Annotated in this window: 16 protein-coding genes; 13 read left to right on the top strand and 3 right to left on the bottom strand. The window is 68.7% G+C overall.

Features of this window, described 5'->3' with window-relative positions; genetic code table 11:
* Positions 1–69: 69 nt before the first annotated feature.
* Positions 70–387: an FtsB family cell division protein gene (locus C8P69_RS10165; RefSeq protein ID WP_108176737.1), complete on the bottom strand. Its 318-nt coding sequence runs from the start codon at positions 385–387 to the stop codon at positions 70–72.
* Positions 388–394: 7 nt separating this feature from the next.
* Entirely contained in the window at positions 395–1348 is a 954-nt protein-coding gene (locus C8P69_RS10160) for a DMT family transporter (RefSeq protein ID WP_170118201.1), read from the bottom strand.
* 230 nt (positions 1349–1578) lie between these two features.
* On the opposite strand from C8P69_RS10160, the gene C8P69_RS10155 reads away from it, so the two are divergent.
* Entirely contained in the window at positions 1579–2244 is a 666-nt protein-coding gene (locus tag C8P69_RS10155; RefSeq protein WP_170118200.1) for a YbjN domain-containing protein, read from the top strand.
* A 77-nt stretch (positions 2245–2321) separates the two neighbouring features.
* Here the strand turns inward: C8P69_RS10155 and eno are convergent, their stop codons facing one another.
* Positions 2322–3605 (bottom strand): phosphopyruvate hydratase, encoded by a 1284-nt coding sequence (eno, locus tag C8P69_RS10150; protein ID WP_108176731.1) that lies wholly within the window; start codon positions 3603–3605, stop codon positions 2322–2324.
* Positions 3606–3799: 194 nt separating this feature from the next.
* On the opposite strand from eno, the gene queF reads away from it, so the two are divergent.
* The 12 genes from queF to C8P69_RS10090 all read left to right on the top strand — a co-directional run bounded on the left by queF (position 3800) and on the right by C8P69_RS10090 (position 20071).
* Positions 3800–4246: a preQ(1) synthase gene (gene queF, locus C8P69_RS10145; RefSeq protein WP_108176729.1), complete on the top strand. Its 447-nt coding sequence runs from the start codon at positions 3800–3802 to the stop codon at positions 4244–4246.
* 102 nt (positions 4247–4348) lie between these two features.
* Positions 4349–5263: a hypothetical protein gene (locus C8P69_RS10140; protein WP_108176727.1), complete on the top strand. Its 915-nt coding sequence runs from the start codon at positions 4349–4351 to the stop codon at positions 5261–5263.
* Positions 5264–5351: 88 nt separating this feature from the next.
* Complete coding sequence (gene pimA, locus C8P69_RS10135) at positions 5352–7010, top strand: dicarboxylate--CoA ligase PimA (RefSeq protein ID WP_108177480.1); 1659 nt, start codon at positions 5352–5354, stop codon at positions 7008–7010.
* 74 nt (positions 7011–7084) lie between these two features.
* Entirely contained in the window at positions 7085–7924 is an 840-nt protein-coding gene (locus tag C8P69_RS10130; RefSeq protein WP_108176725.1) for a hypothetical protein, read from the top strand.
* A 112-nt stretch (positions 7925–8036) separates the two neighbouring features.
* Positions 8037–9014, top strand: a complete 978-nt coding sequence (locus C8P69_RS10125; protein WP_108176723.1) for a DMT family transporter — start codon at positions 8037–8039, stop codon at positions 9012–9014.
* 82 nt (positions 9015–9096) lie between these two features.
* On the top strand, positions 9097–10650 hold the full coding sequence (locus C8P69_RS10120) for an OpgD/OpgG family glucan biosynthesis protein (RefSeq protein ID WP_108176721.1): 1554 nt from the start codon (positions 9097–9099) through the stop codon (positions 10648–10650).
* Positions 10626–12803, top strand: coding sequence for a glucans biosynthesis glucosyltransferase MdoH (gene mdoH, locus C8P69_RS10115; RefSeq protein ID WP_245901973.1), 2178 nt, complete (start codon positions 10626–10628; stop codon positions 12801–12803). The genes C8P69_RS10120 and mdoH overlap by 25 nt, the downstream gene beginning before the upstream one ends.
* A 200-nt stretch (positions 12804–13003) precedes the next feature.
* A complete protein-coding gene (locus tag C8P69_RS10110; protein ID WP_108176718.1) occupies positions 13004–14773 on the top strand; it encodes a NirA family protein in 1770 nt (589 codons plus the stop codon).
* Positions 14770–16374, top strand: a complete 1605-nt coding sequence (locus C8P69_RS10105; RefSeq protein ID WP_108176716.1) for a sulfite reductase subunit alpha — start codon at positions 14770–14772, stop codon at positions 16372–16374. The genes C8P69_RS10110 and C8P69_RS10105 overlap by 4 nt, the downstream gene beginning before the upstream one ends.
* 10 nt (positions 16375–16384) lie before the next feature.
* A complete protein-coding gene (gene cysG / locus C8P69_RS10100) occupies positions 16385–17857 on the top strand; it encodes a siroheme synthase CysG (protein WP_108176714.1) in 1473 nt (490 codons plus the stop codon).
* A 142-nt stretch (positions 17858–17999) separates the two neighbouring features.
* Positions 18000–18167: a 50S ribosomal protein L33 gene (rpmG, locus tag C8P69_RS10095; protein ID WP_108176712.1), complete on the top strand. Its 168-nt coding sequence runs from the start codon at positions 18000–18002 to the stop codon at positions 18165–18167.
* A gap of 128 nt (positions 18168–18295) precedes the next feature.
* Positions 18296–20071, top strand: coding sequence for an LTA synthase family protein (locus C8P69_RS10090; protein WP_108176710.1), 1776 nt, complete (start codon positions 18296–18298; stop codon positions 20069–20071).
* The last annotated feature ends 238 nt before the right edge of the window (positions 20072–20309 follow it).

Below are 20309 nucleotides of genomic sequence, written 5' to 3'. Positions count from 1 at the left end.
GCGCAATCAGGGGCTTAACCTGAAAACGGTTCAGAGCCGACCATCAACCAATATTCGGTTCACGAGCGCTCAGCGACGCCGCATCACCAGAACGAGGTCGCGCGGATCGGCGAAGTTCAGGATCTCGCGGGCGCGCTCGTCCAGCATGTCGGGGTCGATGGCATCGGAGCGCAGCAGGGCGACCCGGCGCGCGACCTCCGTCTTCTCCTTGCGGAGGACGGCGAGCTGGCCGTTCAGGTCCTCGATCTGGCCGAGGAACTGCTGCTTGGCGTGGATGCCGTGTTCGCCGTGATAGGCGTGGAAGCCGAAATAGGCGATCAGCGCCGCCGCGACGGCATAGAGCCCCATCGCCTGAAGGATTCGCTGACGTCTCGTGCGCACGACCATGACGCGATCATGCGCGCGTCGCGGTTTCGGGACGGTTAACCGGCGCTGAAGGCGATGGGCGACCCGTGCCGGCCATGGCCGCGACGAGCAGGCCGGTGACGATGCCGGCGACGCCCAAGGCTGCGAGCGGGCTCGGCACCTCGCCGAGGGCGGGGATGCCGATCAGTGTGCCGAGGACCGGGATCATCGGCGGGAAACGCGCCGCGAGCGCAACGCCGAGCGTGCGGGTGCCGTAGGTCCACAGCAGCAGGCCGATGGCGATGTTGAGGATGCCCTGGTTGATGCCGTGGAACAGGATGATGGGCCAGGCGACGGCCCCCAATCCCGGCGACAGCAACAGGACATAGGCCGGCAGGAAGGTCGCCGCCGACAGCACCGAGACAACCGCCGCGCCGGTAACCGAGGGCACCATCCAGCGGCCGCAGAGCCAGGTGAACACACCCCAGCCGATGCCGCAGAGGACGAAGAGCACGTCACCGAACAGCGTCATGGCGCCCTGCAGGCCGGTCGAGCCGGCAATGGCGATGGCGGCGAGCCCCGACAGGACGATGGCGAAGCCGATGGCCGCGCCTGCGGGAATGCGCGCGCGCATGCCGAGATAGGCGAGCGTCGTCGCGGTGACCGCGACCATGCCCGGCTGGATCGCCGAGGCATGGGCGGCCGGGGCATAGTTGAGGCCGATATTGGAAATGACCGTCAGCGGCACGCCGCCGGTGATGCCGAGGATGAGGCCCTTGCGCCAGCCGAGCCCGGCGCAGCTGCCGACGCCGGCGCGCAGGAAGAACGGCAGCATCACCGCTCCGGCGAAGATGAAGCGCAGCGCCGCCATGTCATAGGCCGACAGTCCCTGCTGCAGCCCCCAGCGCACCGAGACGAACTGGCCGCCATAGATGGTGACCGCCAGCGCCATGGCAGCGAGGGCGAGGGTGCGCGGCGGAAGGCTCGACAGGAAGGACGGCATCGCCCCGACCCTCGCGGGCTTCTCGCACCTGCACAATGGCGCATCCCGCAGGGCATCCATGTGGGAGGGTGGCGGATCCCGGCGCGCCTTCCTTCGTTGTCGCGGGCATGGCCTTCACGCCTGCGACGTGCTTACGCAATATGGCGGGTGCCAGCGAGGGGACGTTCTGCAATAGCGGGTGCGGAGGCTGGCGTTCGCGAACCCAGACGCCATGTCACGAGGAGAGACCGATGCCTGTCCGTTCCACCGTCATCGCGTTCTGCGCCCTCCTTGCCGCGCTGCCGCTGGGCGAAGCGCAGGCCCAGAAGCGGAACCCGCGCGAGCAGGAGACACTGACGATCGGGCGCATCTCGCCGCGCCAGATGGCGGCGGTGTTGCGGGAGCGCGGCAACCCCGCCGAGATCACCACCGACAACAACCGCACGCGGCTGACCACCGAGATCAGCGGGCTGCGGACGTCGGTGCATTTCTATTCGTGCAACGACGGCGGCTGCCAGTCGATCCAGTACCGGACGCTGTTCCGCCGCAACGAGCGCTTCACCCTCGCCTTCGTCAACGCCTGGAACTACGAGAAGCGCTTCGCCAAGGCCTATCTCGATCGCGACGGTGATCTCGTCCTCGAATGGGACGTCGACCTCGATGGCGGCGTCTCGGTCGCCTATGTCGCGGAAACCGTCTCGACCTTCCAGGCCATGCTCAACACCTTCGGCCGCTTCACCCCGGCCGATGGCGGAGCCTCGCCCGATGCCGGCAATACCGGACGCTCGCTCACCCCCGGCCAGTCCGGGGGCGCCGGCCGCTCGACGGCGCCGGGACGCGCTCCTGCCGAGGCCGCTCCGCCGGCCACCGGCGGCAAGGGCAGTTCCGGCGATGCGCCGGGCGAGCGGCGCACCTGACAGGCCCCTCCCCGGCCCCGAAACGGAAACGGCGGGCTTTTGGCCCGCCGTTCCGATCTTCAGAGCCGAGCAAAAGCTCAGGCGCGGATCTTCAGCGCCCGGCGGCCGGCATAATGGGCCTGCGGACCCAGCTCTTCCTCGATGCGGATCAGCTGGTTGTACTTGGCGGTGCGGTCGGAGCGGGCGAGCGAGCCGGTCTTGATCTGCCCGCAATTGGTGGCGACCGCGAGATCGGCGATCGTCGAGTCCTCGGTCTCGCCGGAGCGATGCGACATGACGGCGGTGTAGCCGGCATTGTGCGCCATGGAGACGGCCGCGAGGGTCTCGGTCAGCGTGCCGATCTGGTTCACCTTGACGAGGATCGAGTTGCCGAGGCCGGTCTCGATGCCCATGGACAGGCGCTTGGTGTTGGTCACGAAGAGGTCGTCGCCGACGAGCTGGCACTTCTTGCCGATGAGGTCGGTGAGGATCTTCCAGCCCTCGAGGTCGTCCTCCGACATGCCGTCCTCGATCGAGACGATCGGATAGTCGCCGACCAGCTTGGCGAGGTACTTGGCCTGGGCCTTGGGGTCGCGGGTCTTGCGCTCGCCCTCGTAGACATAGGCGCCGTCCTTGAAGAACTCGGTGGCGGCGCAGTCGAGCGCCAGCACGATGTCCTCGCCGGCCTTGTAGCCGGCCTTGTCGATGGCGGTCATGACGAAGTCGAGCGCGGCTTGCGCCGACTTGAGGTTCGGGGCGAAGCCGCCCTCGTCACCGACATTGGTGTTGTGGCCGTCGGCCTTCAGGGCGGCCTTCAGGGTGTGGAAGACCTCCGAGCCCATGCGCACAGCTTCGGCGAAGGTCTTGGCCCCCGCCGGCATGACCATGAACTCCTGGAAGTCGATGGGATTGTCGGCATGGGCGCCGCCATTGACGATGTTCATCATCGGCACGGGCAGGACATGGGCGAAGACGCCGCCGACATAGCGATAGAGCGGCAGCTCCCGCGAGATCGAGGCGGCGCGGGCGGTGGCGAGCGACACGCCGAGGATGGCGTTGGCGCCGAGGCGCGCCTTGTTCTCGGTGCCGTCGAGGGCGATCATCGCCGTGTCGATCTGCACCTGGTTGGTGGCGTCGAGGCCGGACAGGGCGTCGAAGATCTCGCCGTTGACGGCGTCGACGGCCTTGCCGACGCCCTTGCCGAGATAGCGCTTCTTGTCGCCGTCGCGCAGCTCAACCGCCTCATGGGCGCCGGTCGAGGCGCCCGAGGGCACGGCGGCGCGGCCACGCGAGCCGTCCTCCAGCAGCACATCGACCTCCACCGTCGGATTGCCGCGGCTGTCGAGGATTTCGCGGGCGATGATGTCGACGATGGCGGTCATGGCGGCCTCTGTCCTGGCGGCGGGGGAAGTCAGGGCCTTCTACAGCATGGCACGGGCGGTTCAAGCCGGGGCCTGCGGCATGGCTGGGCTGATCGGCCCGGCCGTCGGCGGCGTAGCTGTCGCACCACCTCACCAGCCATTTCCCTCGGCGCGGGGCGATCTGCTATCACGCGCCCCTCACGGGACCTGACACGATGACCGACCTGAAACTGGGCAAGACCGTCGACATCCCCGCCTCGCCCGAGGCGGCCGAGCTCGACCGCGTGCCGAACCCCCATCCCGACACCGACTATGTCGCGCGTTTCGTCGCGCCGGAATTCACCTCGCTCTGTCCGGTGACGGGGCAGCCGGACTTCGCGCATCTCGTCATCGACTATGTGCCGGACCAGTGGCTGGTCGAGTCGAAGTCGCTGAAGCTCTACCTGACCTCGTTCCGCAACCACGGCGCGTTCCACGAGGACTGCACGGTGGCCATCGGCAAGCGCCTGCGCGACCTGCTCGGGCCGCGCTGGCTGCGGATCGGCGGCTACTGGTACCCGCGTGGCGGCATTCCCATCGACGTGTTCTGGCAGACGGGAACGCCGCCGGCCGGCGTGTGGATCCCCGACCAGGGCGTTGCGCCCTATCGTGGCCGCGGCTGAGCCGAAACGTCTCGAAACACTCGAAAATTTCGCGTCGCGCCGGCGGCTAGGCTGCCGTTTCGATGGACGGGGCACGGTCGAATCAGCGAAAGCTGAGGGGCCATGCTGCAGGCCAAGCGCGACACGGACCCACCGCCGACGCCGGTCAAACTCGACGGTCTGACCGACGAGGCGCCGCGGCGTGGCCTGTCCTCGCTGATGGTCTGGGCTGGCGTCGCCATGTTTCTCGTCGGCGCGGCCGTGCTCGGCGCCCGCACCGAGACCGGCAGCCAGCGCATCGCCAAGCTCCTCGCCCCCACCCCGCCGCCGGTGCAACTTGCCCGCGCCGAACCGCCGCGTCCGGCCTCCCCCGATACGCTGCTGCTCTATGAGACGCGCCGCCTCGCCGATCAGGTGCGGGTGCTGAACGCAGAGCGAGAGGCCCTCGCCGACCGTCTCGCGAGTGTCGAGCGCAGCGTCGGCGATGTGACCGCCTCCATCCCGCGCACCGAGGCCACCCGCGCAGAGCCGCCGCGGGTCGAACCCGCCCGCCCGGACCCGGTTCCGCTGCAACGGGCCGTGCGGGTCATCCCCACGGCGCCGCCGGTTGCTGAACCGCCAGCCGCCGCGACCGCCGCTCCGGCGATGGCGCCCGTGCCGACCCCCTCCCCGGCCGCTGGCCCGCCCCCCCAGGCCGCGCCTGCTGCGCCAGCGCCTGCGACCCAGGGACCGGAAGCGCAGGATTCGACGGCGATCCGCACGGAGTTCGGCGTCGATCTGGCGGGTGAGCAATCCATCGAGGCCTTGCGCAGCCGCTGGCAGCAGTTGCGCGCCCAGCACGGCCCGGTGCTGGAGGGCCTGCGCCCCGTCGTCGCCATCCAGGAAGGCGCGCGGCCGGGGGCTGCGGTCGAGCTGCGGCTGGTGGCGGGTCCCCTGTCCAATGCCAATGCCGCCGCCCGGCTTTGCGCCACGCTGTCCCTCGCAGGACTGAATTGCAAACCGACCGTTTTCGACGGACAAAGGTTGGCGCTGCGCTGAGACGCAGACGCGACCGGCCGCATCAAGAGAGCAAACTCCAGCGGCAGGTCCGAGGTCGCAGTCATGCGACCGAGAGGGAGGAATGCGCATGGCATCCAGGCCGTTTGCTTGGGAAAAGTCCTATCCGCCGGGCGTCCGCTGGGACACGCCGATCCGCATCGGCACGATCGGAAGCCTGATCGATACGGCGACCGCGACCTTCGGCACGCGAGCGGCGTTCGAGTTCCGCGACCAGATCATCACCTATGAGGACCTGGGGCGGCGTGTCCGCCAGTTTGCCTCAGCGCTGCTGCAGGCCGGGCTCGGCGCTGACGACACCGTCGCGCTGTACCTCCCGAACATGCCGACCCATCCGATTTCCTTCTTCGGTGCGGGCAAGGCAGGGGTCCGGCTCGTCCATCTCTCGCCCCTCGATGCCGAGCGGGTGCTGGCCTACAAGCTGAAGGATTCCGGCGCGCGAACCCTCGTCACGTCGAACATCGCGCCGCTCTTTGGCATGGCGCTGAAGCTGCACGCGCAGGGGCTCATCGACCGGCTCATCGTCGCCGAGGACGCCGATTTCGGTCCGTCCGGCCTCCCGACCCTGCCGATCCCCGACGATCCCCGCATCGTCACCTTCTCGGCTTTCGTCGCGAGCGCGACAGAGCCGGCCAGCTGGCCCAAGGTGGAGCCGGAGACGGTGGCGCTGCTCCAGTATACCGGCGGGACGACGGGCCTGCCGAAGGGCGCGATGCTCAGCCACAAGAACATCACCGCGGCGGTGTCGATCTATGACGCCTGGCAGGCGGCGCTGCCCACCGGCGACCCCGAGAAGGACAAGATCATCCTCGTCCTGCCGCTGTTCCACATCTACGCCCTGACCAGCGTCATGCTGCGGCAGATCACCCGCGGCGCCTGCCTGCTGCTGCGCATGCGCTTCGATCCGGACCAGACCTTCGATGATTTCGAGAAGCGCCGGGCCACGATCTTCCCGGGCGTGCCGACCATGTGGATCGCGCTGGTCAACCATCCGCGCTTCGCCACCGCGGACCTCTCCTCGCTGATCTACGCCGCCTCGGGCGGCGCACCGCTGCCTGTGGAGATCGCCCGCCGCTTCGAGCAGCGCGCCGGCTTCCGCCTGACCGGCGGCTGGGGCATGACCGAGACCTCCCCCTCCGGCACCAATGTGCCGAATTTCGGCGTCTCCAAGCCCGGCACGATCGGTCTGCCGCTGCCGGGGCTCGAGATGGACATCTGCGCCCTCGACGACCCGGCGCGCACCCTGCCGCCCGGCGAGGTCGGTGAAATCCGCATCCGCGGCCCGAATGTCACCCGCGGCTACTGGAACAAGCCGGAAGAGACGGCCGCCTCCTATGTCGATGACTGGTTCCTCACCGGTGACATCGGCTACATGGACGAGGACGGGTTCTTCTTCATCGTCGATCGCAAGAAGGACATGATCATTTCCGGCGGATTCAACGTCTATCCGCAGATGATCGAACAGGCGATCTACGAGCATCCCGCCGTCGGCGAGGTCATCGTCCTCGGCGTGCCCGACACCTATCGCGGCGAGGCGGCGAAGGCCTTCGTCACCCTCCGCGAGGGCGCGAAGCCCTTCAGCCTCGACGAGCTTCAGGCCTTTCTCAAGGACAAGGTCGGCCGGCACGAGATGCCCCAGGGGCTCGAATTCCGTGACAGCCTGCCGAAGACGCCGGTGGGCAAGCTCTCGCGGGCCGAGCTCAGGAGCGAGATCAAGGCGGCTGTCTGAGCGCCAGATGGCGGGCAAGACGGGCGGTCGCTGCGTGACATCCCGGCGAAACAGGCGGGCGGCAAACGGCTCCCATGAGCCTGATACCCGATCGCTGGAGAATTGAGACCACCTATCGCGACAGGATCAGTCCGGGGATCCTGTCGGGAACGACCGGCCACGGGCCTCGCCTGGGGCTTCTGCCGCGGATCGTTCTTCTGCTCGTTCTGTCGGTCATCGTCCACGGCTTCGCGATCTTTGCGGTCTGCCAGATCGTGCGCAGCTATCCTGCCCTGATGACGGCCAACCCGGCCGTCGCGACGCTGCTGTGTGGAGACGGCGGCACCCTGCTACTCGATTTCAATCCATCCACCTTCGGGCGCCGCCGCGGCCTCGATAGCTGGATCGAGTGCATCGACGCGTCGGGCGCGATCGATCGCGGTGCCGGGCAGCAGGCCGCGATCCTGTCCGGCCTCGTTCTGAGCGTGCCGCTCTGCCTGCTCATGGTTGGCATGATCCTGCGGACGAACCGCGCCTTGGACGGCTCTCACTCCATAAGGGTGCGGACGCTCCCCGAACCCGCGCGCTGGACCGACAGGATGATCCTTCTCGCTTTTGTCCTGGTGATCGCCGCCACGATCGCCGGGGCCGCTGGCGCCTATGGCGTGCGGTACCAGCCCCATCTGGTGGACCACCCGCTCGCAAGGCAACTCGCCTGCGGCGACGCGCTGATCCCGGAAATCGTCTATCGACACACCCGCAGCCGCCGGCTCATCTGCGTGAGCGCGGCCGGTTTCGAGGACCCGGCGGCCAGTCGCTATGCCATGCTGCGATTGCTGGCGCCGCTCTACCTCCTCCTCGTCCTGCCGGGCATCTGGCTGGTGGCCCGGGTCCGCCGCGTGCAACGGGTGCGATACATCCGGCGGCGCGACTGACCTGGGCCGGACCTACCACAGGCCGGAGCCCTGCCATGAGGGCCGGTCGCTTGTGCGCCACGAGCCTCCGTGCTGACTGGAGCCGGGCGGGTGGCGCCCGGGGGCATCGGATATGGCAGCATCGGCAGAAGCGAGGCGCGCCTACCTGCTGCTGCTCGCCATGCCGCTGTTCTTCTCCTCCAACCTTGTCATCGCCCGCGGTGTCGGCGACGCGATCCCGCCCTTCACGCTGGCATTGCTGCGCTGGGGTGTGGCCGTCCTCATCCTCCTGCCCTTCACCTGGCGCGGCATCGTCGAGGCGGCGCCGGTGCTGCGGGGAAGCTGGCGGCGCCTCCTTGTCCTCGGCTTTCTCGGCATGTGGATCTGTGGCGCAGGCGTCTACATGGCGCTGTCGCTGACGACCGCGACCAATGGGACCCTGATCTACACGACCTCGCCGATTCTGGTGCTGGTGATCGAGCGCCTCGTCTTCGGCAAGCCGCTGCCGGCGGCGCGATTGCTCGGCGTGGTGCTGGCCATGGCGGGCGTCGCCGTCATCGTTCTGAAGGGCGACCTGACGGCTCTCGCCCGCCTCGACTTCAATATCGGTGACATCGGGATCGCGGCAGCGGCCCTCGCCTGGGCCGGCTATTCGCTGGTCCTGCGCGACGAGACACTGGCCAGGGTGCCAACGCTTCCGCTCTTCGCCGTCATCGCCATGGCGGGGGTCCTGACCCTCCTGCCCTTCTCGGTGGTGGAGCTTGCGACCGTCGGCGGGTGGCCGATGCGACCTGGCCTCTGGGCAGCCGTTGGCGGACTCGCCCTGTTCTCGGCGGTTGGCGCCTTCTCCCTCTACCAGTACGGGGTGAAGGTGGTCGGCCCTGCCGTGACCTCCTGCTTCCTCTACCTCCTGCCGGTCTATGGGGTCGGCATGTCGGTCGCCTTCCTCGGCGAGGCCTTCGGGATCCACCATCTCGTCGGCATGGCGCTGGTCCTGGTCGGGCTTGTTGCGGCGACGGTGCCGCCCGACGTCGTCGCGACGCTGCGGGCGACCCTTCATGCGAAAATTGTCGGTCCGAGAGGCCAGCCTCCCCCCTCCTCAGCGCCCTAATTTCGGCTATAAGCCGCCCCACCCTCTGCGGTTGCCGCCCCCCCAGCAACTGCTCCCGGAAAGCCCCGCGATTTTCCAACTCATGCCGAGCCGCCGCGACCTCCTTGCTTCCCTCCTGGCCGCGCCGGCAGCCCTCACGCTGAACCGGACCGCATTGGCCCAGGGGTCGCCGCTCCAGGCGGCGCTGGCAGCCGTTTCCGACGGCCAGGCGATCTCCCGCGATGCCCTGCTGGCCTTCGCCCGCGAGGTGTCCCGCAATCCCTACCAGGCCCCGCGCGCCGACATTCCGCGCTCGCTCCAGCAGCTCTCGCTCGACCAGTACCGGCAGATCCGCATGAAGCCGGACCAGCGGGTTTGGGCGGGCGAAAATCGCGGCTTCACCCTCGACCTGCTGCCGGCCGGCAATGTCTTCACCACGCCGGTGACGATCCGGACCGTCGATGGCGGCATCATCCGCGACAAGCGTTTCCAGGCCGACCAGTACGACTATGGCCAGACAGCGCCGCTGCCGACCGAGATCCAGGTCCCCTATACCGGCTTTCGCGCCTATGCGGGCCTGAGCAGCGGCACGCCGGCCGACGAAGCCCTGGTCTTCCAGGGGGCGAGCCTGTTCCGGGCGCTCGCCCGTGGACAGGTCTATGGCGTCATGGCGCGCGGATTGACGCTCAACGTCGCCGAGGCGCAGGGCGAGGAGTTCCCCTCCTTCCGCTCCTTCTGGATCGAGCGGCCCGGCCCGGGCGGCACCAGCCTCGTCGTCCACGCCCTGCTCGATTCGGACAGCGTGACGGGCCTGTACCGCTTCTCCTTGAGGCCGGGCGATTCCACCGTCTGCGATGTCGAGGTCACGCTCTTCCCGCGCAACGACCTCCAGCATGTCGGCATCGCGCCGATGACGGCGAACTACCTCTTCGCGCCGAATGACCGCGCCAATGTCGACGACGTGCGCGGCGGGGTCCACGACACCCAGGGCCTGCAGATCTGGAACGGCAATGGCGAGTGGATCTGGCGCCCGGTGACCAATCCCGAGACCTTGCAGGTCTCCGGTTTCGTCGACCAGAACCCGCGCGGCTTCGGCCTGTTACAGCGCGACCGCCGCTTCGAGGCCTTCAACGACCTCGATGCCCGTTTCGAGCGTCGGCCGAGCGTGTGGATCGAACCGCTGGGCGACTGGGGCCAGGGCCAGGTGCAGCTGGTGGAGATCCCGGTCAACGACGAGTTCAATCGCAACATCCTCGCCTACTGGCGCCCGCGGACGCCGCTGGCGCGGGGCGGCGAGCACATGTTCACCTACCGGATGCACTGGTGCTGGGCCCCGCCCGAGCGGCCGCCGAGCGCCATGGTCGTGGCAACCCGGACCGGTCGCGCCCAGGGCGGCGGACGGCGGCGTCGCTTCCTCGTGGACTTCACCGCCGAGGATTTTGGCGATCGCGAGAAATCGGCGGGCCTGCGCGCCAATCTCACCAACCAGCGGGGCCGCGTCGGCAATATCGACGGCCGGCTCGTGCCGGACCTGAAACTCTACCGTGTCGCTTTCGACCTTGACCCGGAGGCCGCCAATCAGGTCGAACTGCGGCTGGTCCTCGAAAAGGACGGACAGCCGCAAAGCGAGACATGGCTCTATCGATGGACGCCCTGACCGATCGGCCCGCCGCGCCCAGCTTGCGCGAACGCCAGGCCATGCCGGCCGCTGCTCCCCTCGCAATGCCCGCCCAGTCGCTCCGCCGCTGGCGTGACGATGAGCGCCGCCGCCTTCTCGCGCCCGATCTGTGGCGCACGCCGTGGTTCTCCCGCCTCGTCGCCTTCGGCGGCATGGCGGCCATCACGGTGGCCGGCGGCTGGCAGATGTACAAGGTGGTCGAGGCCGGCGGCGTGACGCTGCTGGAATGGGCCTTCCTCGCCTTCTTCGTCGTCAACTTTTCCTGGATCGCGCTGGCCTTCACGACCGGCATCCTGGGGCTTGGCCATCTCCTCAGGCACGGCCTCAACCGCAAGCCCGACCTGCCGCCCGCCTTGCGCGAGCGCACCGCTATCGTCATGCCGATCTACAACGAGAGCCCGGCGCGGGTGTTCGGCACGGTGCAGGCCATCGCCGAGGACGTGCTGGCCACCGGCCATGGCGCCTCGTTCGACTTCTTCTTCCTCTCCGACACGACGGACCCCGACATCTGGATCGCCGAGGAGCGCTCCTATCTGGCGCTGCGCGACCGTCTGCCGGACATCGCCATCCATTACCGCCACCGGCCAAAGAACACGGCGCGCAAGGCCGGCAACATCGCCGATTTCGTCACGCAGTGGGGCGGCAACTACGCCCACATGATCGTGCTCGATGCCGACAGCCTGATGACCGGCGAGACGATCGTGGCCCTGGCGGATGCCATGGAGCGCGATCCGGATGCCGGCATCATCCAGACGCTTCCCCGGCTCATCAACCGCAACACGCTGATCGCCCGGCTCCAGCAGTTCGCGGCCCGCGTCTACGGGCCGGTCTGCGCCGCGGGCCTTGCCGTCTGGTCAGGCCGCGACAGCAATTACTGGGGTCACAACGCCATCATCCGCATGGAGGCTTTCGCCTCCTCGGCCGGCCTGCCGGACCTGCCGGGCAAGCCGCCCTTCGGCGGGCACATCCTCAGCCACGACTTCGTCGAGGCAGGCCTCATCCGCCGCCGCGGCTATGCCGTCTACATGCTCACCCATCTCGACGGGTCCTTCGAGGAGAGCCCGCCCTCGCTGATGGACCTTGCCATCCGCGACCGGCGCTGGTGCCAGGGCAACTTGCAGCACAGCCGCGTCATCGGCGCGAAGGGCCTGCACTGGGCGACGCGCCAGCACCTCGCCACCGGCATCATGAGCTATGTGTCGAGCCCGCTCTGGCTGATCCAGCTCCTGATCGGCCTGGCGCTGGCCCTGCAGGCGGCCTTCATCCGCCCGGAATATTTCACCAACCAGTTCACGCTCTTCCCGGCCTGGCCGGTCTTCGACTCCGAGCGCGCCTTCAACCTCTTCCTCTTCACCATGGCGATCCTGCTGGCGCCGAAGATCTTCGGCTGGTTCGTCACCCTGGTGAACGGCGCGGCGCGGCGTGGTTGCGGCGGCGCCATCATGCTGACGCTCTCCACCATCCTGGAGATCATCCTCTCCGCGCTCATCGCGCCGGTCATGATGCTGATCCAGGCCAGCTCCGTCTCCTCGATCATCTCGGGACGCGACACCGGCTGGAAGACGCAGCGCCGCGACGACGGCTCGATCCCCTTCCGCGCCATCGTCGAGCGCCACTGGCGCCATACGGTGCTCGGCATCATCGCCGCCATCGCGGCCTTCTCGATCTCGCCCTACATCTTCGCCTGGATGTCGCCGACCATCATCGGCCTGTGGCTCGCCATCCCGACCTCCTGGGCCTCGGCCTCGGCTGGCATCGGCTGGGGCCTGCGGCGGATGCGGCTGCTGCTGATCCCCGAGGAATATGCCCCGCCGCCGATCGCCGAACGGGCCTACCAGCTCGGCAAGGAGTTTGAGGCGCTGTCGCTCGAGGACGGCAAGGCGCTCGACCTCGTCCATGCCGATCCGGCCTTCCGCGAGGTGCACCAGCAGATCATCCAGGTGCCGCCGCCCCGGGTGCGCGGCAAGGTCGACGCCGACCGGGTCATTGCCGAGGCAAAGCTCACCGATGCCCATTCCATCGAGGAGGCCCGGCAATGGCTGTCGAACCGCGAGTCCATGCTCATCCTGCATGACCGCGCCTTGATCGCGCTGCTCGCAGCCCTGCCGCACGAGAAGCCCGCGGAAGCCTGACGCTGCGCTGCACACAAATGCGGCGATCCGCCCATTCGGGCTGCACAGGCGGCGGGTTTGGTGCCCGATCGATCCCGATAACCCGCTGACATTCCTCCTGCTTCTGCTGAGGCGGGAGGTGGCACGACGCTTGCGACAATCGGTCCAAAGCTCAAGGCCGCCAATGACGCCGGCCCCCTCGCCTGTCGAACGGGGAACGGATGTCACAGGACTTCAGCGCCGAGCAGAAGCGCTATCTCGAAGGTTTTGCAGCAGGTGCCGCCGCCACGCGCGTGGTCGCACCACCGGCTGCTGCCGCCCCGGTACCCACGGGGCCTGACGCTCCGCATCTGGCCGCCCAGGACGCCCAGGTGAAGGCCGGCGGCAAGCTCGTTGACGCCGAAAAGTGGAAGCGCGACGAGCATCCCTTCGACGCCTATGCCCGCCTCACGCGGGAGGCCGCCACCGGCAAGCTGCCCGGTCCGGCCGACAATTTCCGCTGGCGCTACCACGGCCTGTTCAATGTCGCCCCGGCGCAAGAGAGCTTCATGCTCCGGATGCGTATCCCGAACGGCATCCTCAAGGCCCACCAGCTTGCCGGCTGCGCCGATCTCTGCGAGCGCCATGGCGGCGGCTACCTGCACGTGACGACCCGCGCCAACCTGCAGATGCGCGAGATTCGCCCGGAGAGCGTCAAGCCGCTGCTGGAAGAGCTGATGGATCTCGGCCTCGTGGCGCGGGGCTCCGGCGCCGACAACATCCGCAACGTCACGGGATCGCCCCTCGCCGGCATCGACCCGACGGAGATCCTGGACACGCGGCCGCTCGCCCGCGACTGGCACTTCCATATCCTCAACGAGCGGGTGCTCTACGGCCTTCCCCGCAAGTTCAATGTCTCCTTCGATGGCGGCGGCCTGTCGCCGGCGCTGGAGGAGACCAACGATATCGGCTTCCAGGCGGTGCGCGTCACCGAGGGCCCCGAGGCCGGCATTCGCCTCCGCCTCGTCCTCGGCGGCATTTCCGGCCATCATGACCTTGCGCGCCCGACCGGCGTCTTCTGCCGGCCCGAAGAGGCGACGGCGATCGCGGATGCCATCATCCGGGTCTTCATCGACCATGGCGACCGGACGAACCGCAACCGCGCCCGTCTGAAGTATGTGCTGGACGCCTGGGGCTTCGACCGCTTCCTTGGCGCGGTCGAGGACAAGCTTGGGCGGACACTCACCCGCATCGACGAGGCGCTGGTGGCACCGCGTCCCGCCACTGACCGCTATGCCCATGTCGGCGTCCATCCCCAGCGGCAGGCGGGCCTCAACTGGATCGGCGTGGTGATGGCGGTCGGCCGCATAACCGGGGACCAGGCGCGCGGCCTCGCTGCCGTGGCCCGCGATTGCGGCGATGGCGACGTGCGCCTCACCGTCTGGCAGAACCTCATCCTGTCCGGCGTGCCCGACGGGCGCCTCGCCGAGGCGGAAGCACGCATCGCGGCGCTTGGCTTCTCCACCCGGCCGACGCCAATCCGGGCAGGTCTCGTCGCCTGCACCGGCAATGCAGGCTGCAAGTTTGCGGCCTCCAACACCAAGAAGCACGCGCTGGAGATCGCCGACCATGTCGAGGCGCGCGTGACCATCGACGTGCCGGTGAACATCCACCTGACGGGATGCCACCATTCCTGCGCCCAGCACTATATCGGTGATATCGGCCTGATCGGCGCGCGCGTGCCGGTGAACGAGGACGGCGACACGGTCGAGGGCTACGACATGGTCGTCGGCGGCGGGTTCGCCGAGCAGGCCCGCATCGGCCGGCCGCTGTGGAAGGCGGTGAAGGCCGAGGATGCGCCGCGCCATGTCGAGGCGCTGCTGCGCGCCTATCTCGCCCATCGCACAGGCCCATCGGAAAGCTTCCAGGCCTTCACGCTGCGCCATGAGACGGCTGATCTCGACGCGCTGGTCGCGCCCCATCTCGCCCCGCTGAAGGAGGCCGCGGAATGAGCGTCCAGCCCCCCTCCGCAGCCTTCTCGCTGATCCCGGAGACGGCCCCGTTCACGCCCGAACAGCGGCAATGGCTGTCCGGGTTCTTCGCAGCCGCCCTTGCGCCCCTGGTGCCGCCCGGCGGCGTCTTGGCCCTGCCGGAGACCGCCGGCGCGCCAAAGGCGAATGACGAGGCGAGCAATGACGACGCGCCCTGGCATGATCCGTCCATGGCGCTCGCCGATCGCATGGCGCTCGCCGAGGGCCGGCCGATCGCGCCGCGGCTCATGGCGGCCATGGCCCAGCAGGATTGCGGACAGTGCGGCTACAATTGCGCCGACTATGCCAATGCGTTGGCCGCCAAGTCCGAGGACCGGCTGAACCTCTGCGTGCCGGGCGGCAAGGACACGCTGCGCATGCTCAAGGCGCTGGCGCCCGAAATCGGCGCGGCGCCCGGCTCGGCTCCGACGTTGAAGACGGAAGCCGTCCCCGCGGCGGCGCCCGCAGTCCCCGGCCGGTCCCGCGAAGCCCCGGTCGCCGCGCGGTTCCTGTCGCGCCGGCGCCTGAATGGCGAGGGTTCGGAGAAGGAGACCCACCACGTCGAGTTCGACCTGACCGAGGCTGGCCTCGACTATGTGGTGGGCGATGCCTTCGGGATCTTTCCCACCAACGACCTCGGCCTTGTCGACCAGATCATCGCCATGCTCGGCGCCTCCCACCTGACGGAGGTCCGCGGGCGGCCGCTGCGCACAGTGCTGGCGGAGGAGGTGTCGCTGTCACCGGCGCCGGACAGCCTGTTCGAGCTGATCTCCTTCCTCACCGGCGGCGCCCAGCGCGCCAAGGCGCGGGCGCTGGCCACGGGCGAGGATCCCGACGGCGACGCCGCCAACCTCGACGTCCTCGCGGTGCTGACGAAATTCGCCGGCGTCCGGCCCCATCCGGAGGCCTTCGTCGAGGCGCTGGAGCCGCTGCAGCCGCGCCTCTATTCCATCTCCTCGTCGATCAAGGCCCAGCCGGGCCGCGTGTCGCTGACCGTCGATTCGGTCCGCTACGTCATCGGCAAGCGCCGCCGCCTCGGCGTCGCCTCGACCTTCCTCGGCGAGCGGGTGAAACCGGGCGATGCCGTGCGGGTCTATGTCCAGCGCGCCCACGCCTTCGCCCTGCCGGCCGATCCGGCGACGCCGGTCATCATGGTGGGACCGGGAACGGGCGTTGCGCCCTTCCGCGCCTTCCTGCAGGACCGCGCCGCCGACAAGGCCCCCGGGCGCAACTGGCTCTTCTATGGACACCAGCGGCAGGCGACCGACTTCTTCTATGCCGACGAGCTCGAGGCCCTGAAGAAGGACGGCGTGCTCACGCGGCTGTCGCTGGCCTGGTCGCGCGACGGCTCGCAGAAGATCTATGTCCAGGACCGCATGCGCGAGACCGGCGCCGATCTGTGGTCCTGGCTCGCCGACGGCGCGCATTTCTACATCTGCGGCGACGCCAAGCGCATGGCCAAGGACGTGGAGGCGGCGCTGGTCGACGTCATCGCCGCCCATGGCGGCATGACCGCCGAAGCGGCCGTCGCCTATGTCCAGGCCATGAAGAAGGCCGGGCGCTACCAGGCCGATGTCTATTGAGGCGGATGCGATGAGCGAAGACGTCTCCCGTCGACCCCGCGCCGAGCGCGCCGCCCGCATGGCGCCGCTGGCCGTGCTGCCGGTCTTCCTGAAGCTCAAGGGACGCCGTGTCGTCGTCGCGGGCGGCAGCGAGGCGGCCGTCTGGAAGGCCGAGTTGCTCGCTGCCGCGGGCGCCGAGGTGGCCGTCTATGCCGCAGACCCCTGCCCCGCCATGCTGGATCTGGCGGAGGCGCCGCCGGCCGGGTCCATCACCCTGCACCACCGCGCCTGGAGCCTGGCCGATCTCGGCGGTGCCGCCTTCGCTATCGGCGCCTTCGAGGAGGATGCGGACGCGGCGGCTTTCGCCGCGGCGGCCCGCGGCGCCGGCGTGCCCGTCAATGTCATCGACAAGCCGGCCTTCTGCGACGTCCAGTTCGGCGGCATCGTCAATCGCTCGCCGCTGGTCATCGGCATCTCCACCGATGGCGCGGCGCCGGTCTTCGGCCAGGCCGTTCGCGCCCGGATCGAGGCGCTGTTGCCGCAGGGCTTCGCCCGCTGGGCCGATGCCGCCCGGCGCTGGCGTCGCCGTGTCCAATCCCTCCACCTGCCGTTCCAGGCACGCCGCCGCTTCTGGGAGCTCTTCTCCGAACGCGCTATGGCGACGCCGGAGGCCGTGCCGCCGGCCTGCCTGACGATCGAGCTGGAACGCGCGGCCCGCGCCACCGCCGAGGCCCGGACCGGCCGCATCGTTCTGGTCGGGGCTGGCCCTGGCGACCCGGAGCTTCTGACCATGCGCGCGGTCCGCGCGCTGCAGTCTGCCGACGTCATCGTCCATGACGACCTCGTGCCGAGTGCCGTGCTCGATGTCGCGCGCCGCGAGGCGGAGCGGATCTCCGCCGGCAAGCGCGGGCGGGGTCCCTCGTGCCGGCAGGAGGACATCAATGCCCTCGTCATCCGCCTTGCGGTGGAGGGCAAGCACGTGGTCCGCCTCAAGGCCGGCGATCCCATGATCTTCGGCCGCGCCGGCGAGGAGATCGCCGCCGCCGAGGCGCGCGGCATCCCCGTGGAGGTCGTGCCGGGAATTTCCGCCGCGCAAGGGGCTGCGGCTGCGCTGAAACTGTCCCTCACCCATCGCGACCATGCCCGCCGCCTGCAATATGTCACCGCCCATGGCCGTGACGGACGCCTGCCGCGGGACCTGTCCTGGCCCGCCCTGACCGACCCCGCCGCATCCACAATCGTCTACATGCCCGGCGCCACCTGGCACGAACTGGCGGCGGGCCTCATCGCCAGGGGCCTGTCCGCCGCAACACCCGCCATCGCCGTCGTGAATGCCACGCGGCCGGACGAGGTGCGCATCGCGGGCACCGTGGCCGACCTTGCCGGCCGGCTCGCGGCGCAGGCCTGGACCGGCCCCTTGCTCATCCTCTACGGGGACGCCTTTGCGGCTGCCGGGCACGAGGCCGGGACCGGGGCGCTGGCCAGCCTTCCGCAACCGGTTTGAGCGCGCCGGTGGCGGCTTTTCCTTGACATCGCTTCGCTGACCTGTCACATGCCGCCCAACCAGCCGGCGGCGACGCGGCGGGCATTCGCTCGCTATTTTCGAGGCACGGCGCCGACTTCAGACCTTTCCGCGAGGATGTGCCATGGCCAAGGCCGCCACCATCAAGATCAAGCTCGTCTCCACCGCCGACACCGGCTACTTCTACACCGCGAAGAAGAACTCGCGGACGATGACCGACAAGCTCACCAAGAAGAAGTACGACCCGGTGGCGCGCAAGCACGTCGAGTTCAAGGAAGCCAAGATCAAGTAATCGGCGCGGGGTTCGCCCCGCCGCTTCCCCGAAGCAACGACATGGCCCCGCTTGCGGGGCCATTTTTGTTTGAGTGGCACCCATAACAGAGCTGGCACGCGAGCCGGCCGTGCGAGAGGACGTCGCCAATGACGGGTTGGTGGTCGGCGCTGGGCGGGCTCCTCTGCGCCGTGGCTGTTCTCGCCCTGTCCTGGCTCGTCGCCCTGGGACTGTCGACCAGCTCTTTCGACGTCATCATCGGCCACGCCAGCTATCTCGCGCTGCTCGCTGTCGCGATCTGTCTCGTCTGGAGAAGTCCCTCCCGCTACCTGGCGGTCCGTTTCCTGCAGATGGCGGGGATCGTCGCAGCGAGCATCGTCGTCCTTGTCGATCTTGGCTTCCTGCGGTTCTTCAAGGCGCCCCTGTGGACGCTCTATGACGATCTCCCGGTCAGGTTCACCGACCTGACGCTTTCGGCCCTGATGTCCTACCTGAGCGCCTACATAACGGCGGGTCTGGCCGTCACGGCCCTTGCCTCAGTTGCGATCACCGCTGCAATCGCCAGGACGGCCAAGGCAGCGGTCATTGTGTGGCCAATCGCAACGGTCGGGGCCTTCACGATCCTGGCTCTGGGCGGCGCCGCATCAGTGGCGCCCGGGGCTGCCAGAGGCCCCCTCGACGCCGCTCTCATGGCTCCCGATCCACCGAGGGCCACGCTCCAGACAACCCGGCGCACCAGCACCGTCGTCCTGGACGGGGCGCCGCGCTTCGAGCCGAAGACCATCATCCTGGCGATCGTGGAATCGGCCGGACGGGACATTCCATCGAGCGATGGCCGAACGCCCCTGCACGAGCGTATCGTCGCGCTCAGCGGCATGCCGGGGTGGGTTCGCTTCGACAATGCCGTGACCCCCAGCAACGCCACCGACGTCAGCATCCCCGCCATTGTCACGGGGACCGGTTCGCATGAGAGTGCGGCCAAGCTGCAGTCCATGCCCTTCGTGAGTGACCTCGCGCGCCTTCGCGGCTATCGGACGGCCTTCATCACGTCATCAACTCTGCGCTGGGCCAATTTCGACAGCTTCTTCGCTGGCGCGGACTTCGACGTGGTCAAGTCAGCGGAAACCTTCCGGCTGCCCTTCATCAACGACCAGACGGTCGACGACGCCGTTGCGTTCCGCGCCGTCGCTGACCTCGTCGCGGGCGAGAGCGGCAAGCTCTTCCTGATGCTCTACACAAACTCGCTGCACTGGCCGTTTCAGCAAACCAGCGTCGCGCCCATTCCCGGTGGGATTTCCGACCGCCGTTCGCGCGCCGCCCATATCCAGGAGACCGGCTTTGCGTCCCTGTTCGAGGCGTTGAGGCGCAGCGGTCGGCTCGACGATGCTCTCATCCTTGTCATCGGAGACCATGGGGAGTTCGCGTTTCGCCGTGGCGCGCCGCAACCGTTGACCCGCCTCGAGACGTTCGAATCCGGTGTGCTCAGTCCGCTTCTTCTGATGCGGATACCGACGCATTCGCCGCCGGATGCGACCGAGGCGCTTGCGGCCAATGCGCATCGACTGGTGAGCGGGATCGATATCGCCCCGAGCCTCGCCGATTTGCTCGGCCTGCGACTGAGTAATGGCCTCTCCTATGAGGGCCACAGTCTTTTTCGGCCGGTTCCTGCCGATCGCATCGCCGTGTCGACCTCTGTGGCGGAGTGGCGCTCCTGGCGGCGCGCCGCCCTGGCCGTCGCCCGTGGCGAGGAGCGCATGACCTGCCGTACCGAGGACCTCTGCCATCTGTCCAGAGACGATGGCCGGACGCTCACGCGTCTGCGCCGCGCCGAGCCCGGCGACGCGCTGTTTGCTGCCGCGTTGGCTCACCCGCATCTCAGGGCGGTGCTCGGCAAGATCCATCGGGACCACGCACGCCAGCCGTGACGGCGATGCGGTAACGGTCAGTGTCGGGAAGCAAGGTGGCCGGTCGGGCCAACGGCGATACGGAGAGGCCATCCGTGCCGAACCCGACCGGCCGACCCTACGATTCCCAGGAGATGCGGCGGACCTGAGCGCTCGCAGGGTGAGATCAGGTCGACGCAGACCAAACACAAGAAGCGGTCACAACCTGATCTTGGGCCGGACCCTAGTCACCAATTGTAACAGCCACAATCGGCAAGAT

Source organism: Phreatobacter oligotrophus (assembly GCF_003046185.1).
GTDB classification, from domain to species: domain Bacteria; phylum Pseudomonadota; class Alphaproteobacteria; order Rhizobiales; family Phreatobacteraceae; genus Phreatobacter; species Phreatobacter oligotrophus.
Note: the sequence above shows the minus strand (reverse complement) of the source record. Positions and strands in the feature narration are given on the sequence as shown.

Excerpts from the sequence above, each read along its gene's own strand:
- C8P69_RS10165 (WP_108176737.1), bottom strand. The coding sequence starts at position 387 with ATGGTCGTGCGCACGAGACGTCAGCGAATCCTTCAGGCGATGGGGCTC.
- C8P69_RS10160 (WP_170118201.1), bottom strand. The coding sequence starts at position 1,348 with ATGCCGTCCTTCCTGTCGAGCCTTCCGCCGCGCACCCTCGCCCTCGCT.
- C8P69_RS10155 (WP_170118200.1), top strand. The coding sequence starts at position 1,579 with ATGCCTGTCCGTTCCACCGTCATCGCGTTCTGCGCCCTCCTTGCCGCG.
- eno (WP_108176731.1), bottom strand. The coding sequence starts at position 3,605 with ATGACCGCCATCGTCGACATCATCGCCCGCGAAATCCTCGACAGCCGC.
- queF (WP_108176729.1), top strand. The coding sequence starts at position 3,800 with ATGACCGACCTGAAACTGGGCAAGACCGTCGACATCCCCGCCTCGCCC.
- C8P69_RS10140 (WP_108176727.1), top strand. The coding sequence starts at position 4,349 with ATGCTGCAGGCCAAGCGCGACACGGACCCACCGCCGACGCCGGTCAAA.
- pimA (WP_108177480.1), top strand. The coding sequence starts at position 5,352 with ATGGCATCCAGGCCGTTTGCTTGGGAAAAGTCCTATCCGCCGGGCGTC.
- C8P69_RS10130 (WP_108176725.1), top strand. The coding sequence starts at position 7,085 with ATGAGCCTGATACCCGATCGCTGGAGAATTGAGACCACCTATCGCGAC.
- C8P69_RS10125 (WP_108176723.1), top strand. The coding sequence starts at position 8,037 with ATGGCAGCATCGGCAGAAGCGAGGCGCGCCTACCTGCTGCTGCTCGCC.
- C8P69_RS10120 (WP_108176721.1), top strand. The coding sequence starts at position 9,097 with ATGCCGAGCCGCCGCGACCTCCTTGCTTCCCTCCTGGCCGCGCCGGCA.
- mdoH (WP_245901973.1), top strand. The coding sequence starts at position 10,626 with ATGGCTCTATCGATGGACGCCCTGACCGATCGGCCCGCCGCGCCCAGC.
- C8P69_RS10110 (WP_108176718.1), top strand. The coding sequence starts at position 13,004 with ATGTCACAGGACTTCAGCGCCGAGCAGAAGCGCTATCTCGAAGGTTTT.
- C8P69_RS10105 (WP_108176716.1), top strand. The coding sequence starts at position 14,770 with ATGAGCGTCCAGCCCCCCTCCGCAGCCTTCTCGCTGATCCCGGAGACG.
- cysG (WP_108176714.1), top strand. The coding sequence starts at position 16,385 with ATGAGCGAAGACGTCTCCCGTCGACCCCGCGCCGAGCGCGCCGCCCGC.
- rpmG (WP_108176712.1), top strand. The coding sequence starts at position 18,000 with ATGGCCAAGGCCGCCACCATCAAGATCAAGCTCGTCTCCACCGCCGAC.
- C8P69_RS10090 (WP_108176710.1), top strand. The coding sequence starts at position 18,296 with ATGACGGGTTGGTGGTCGGCGCTGGGCGGGCTCCTCTGCGCCGTGGCT.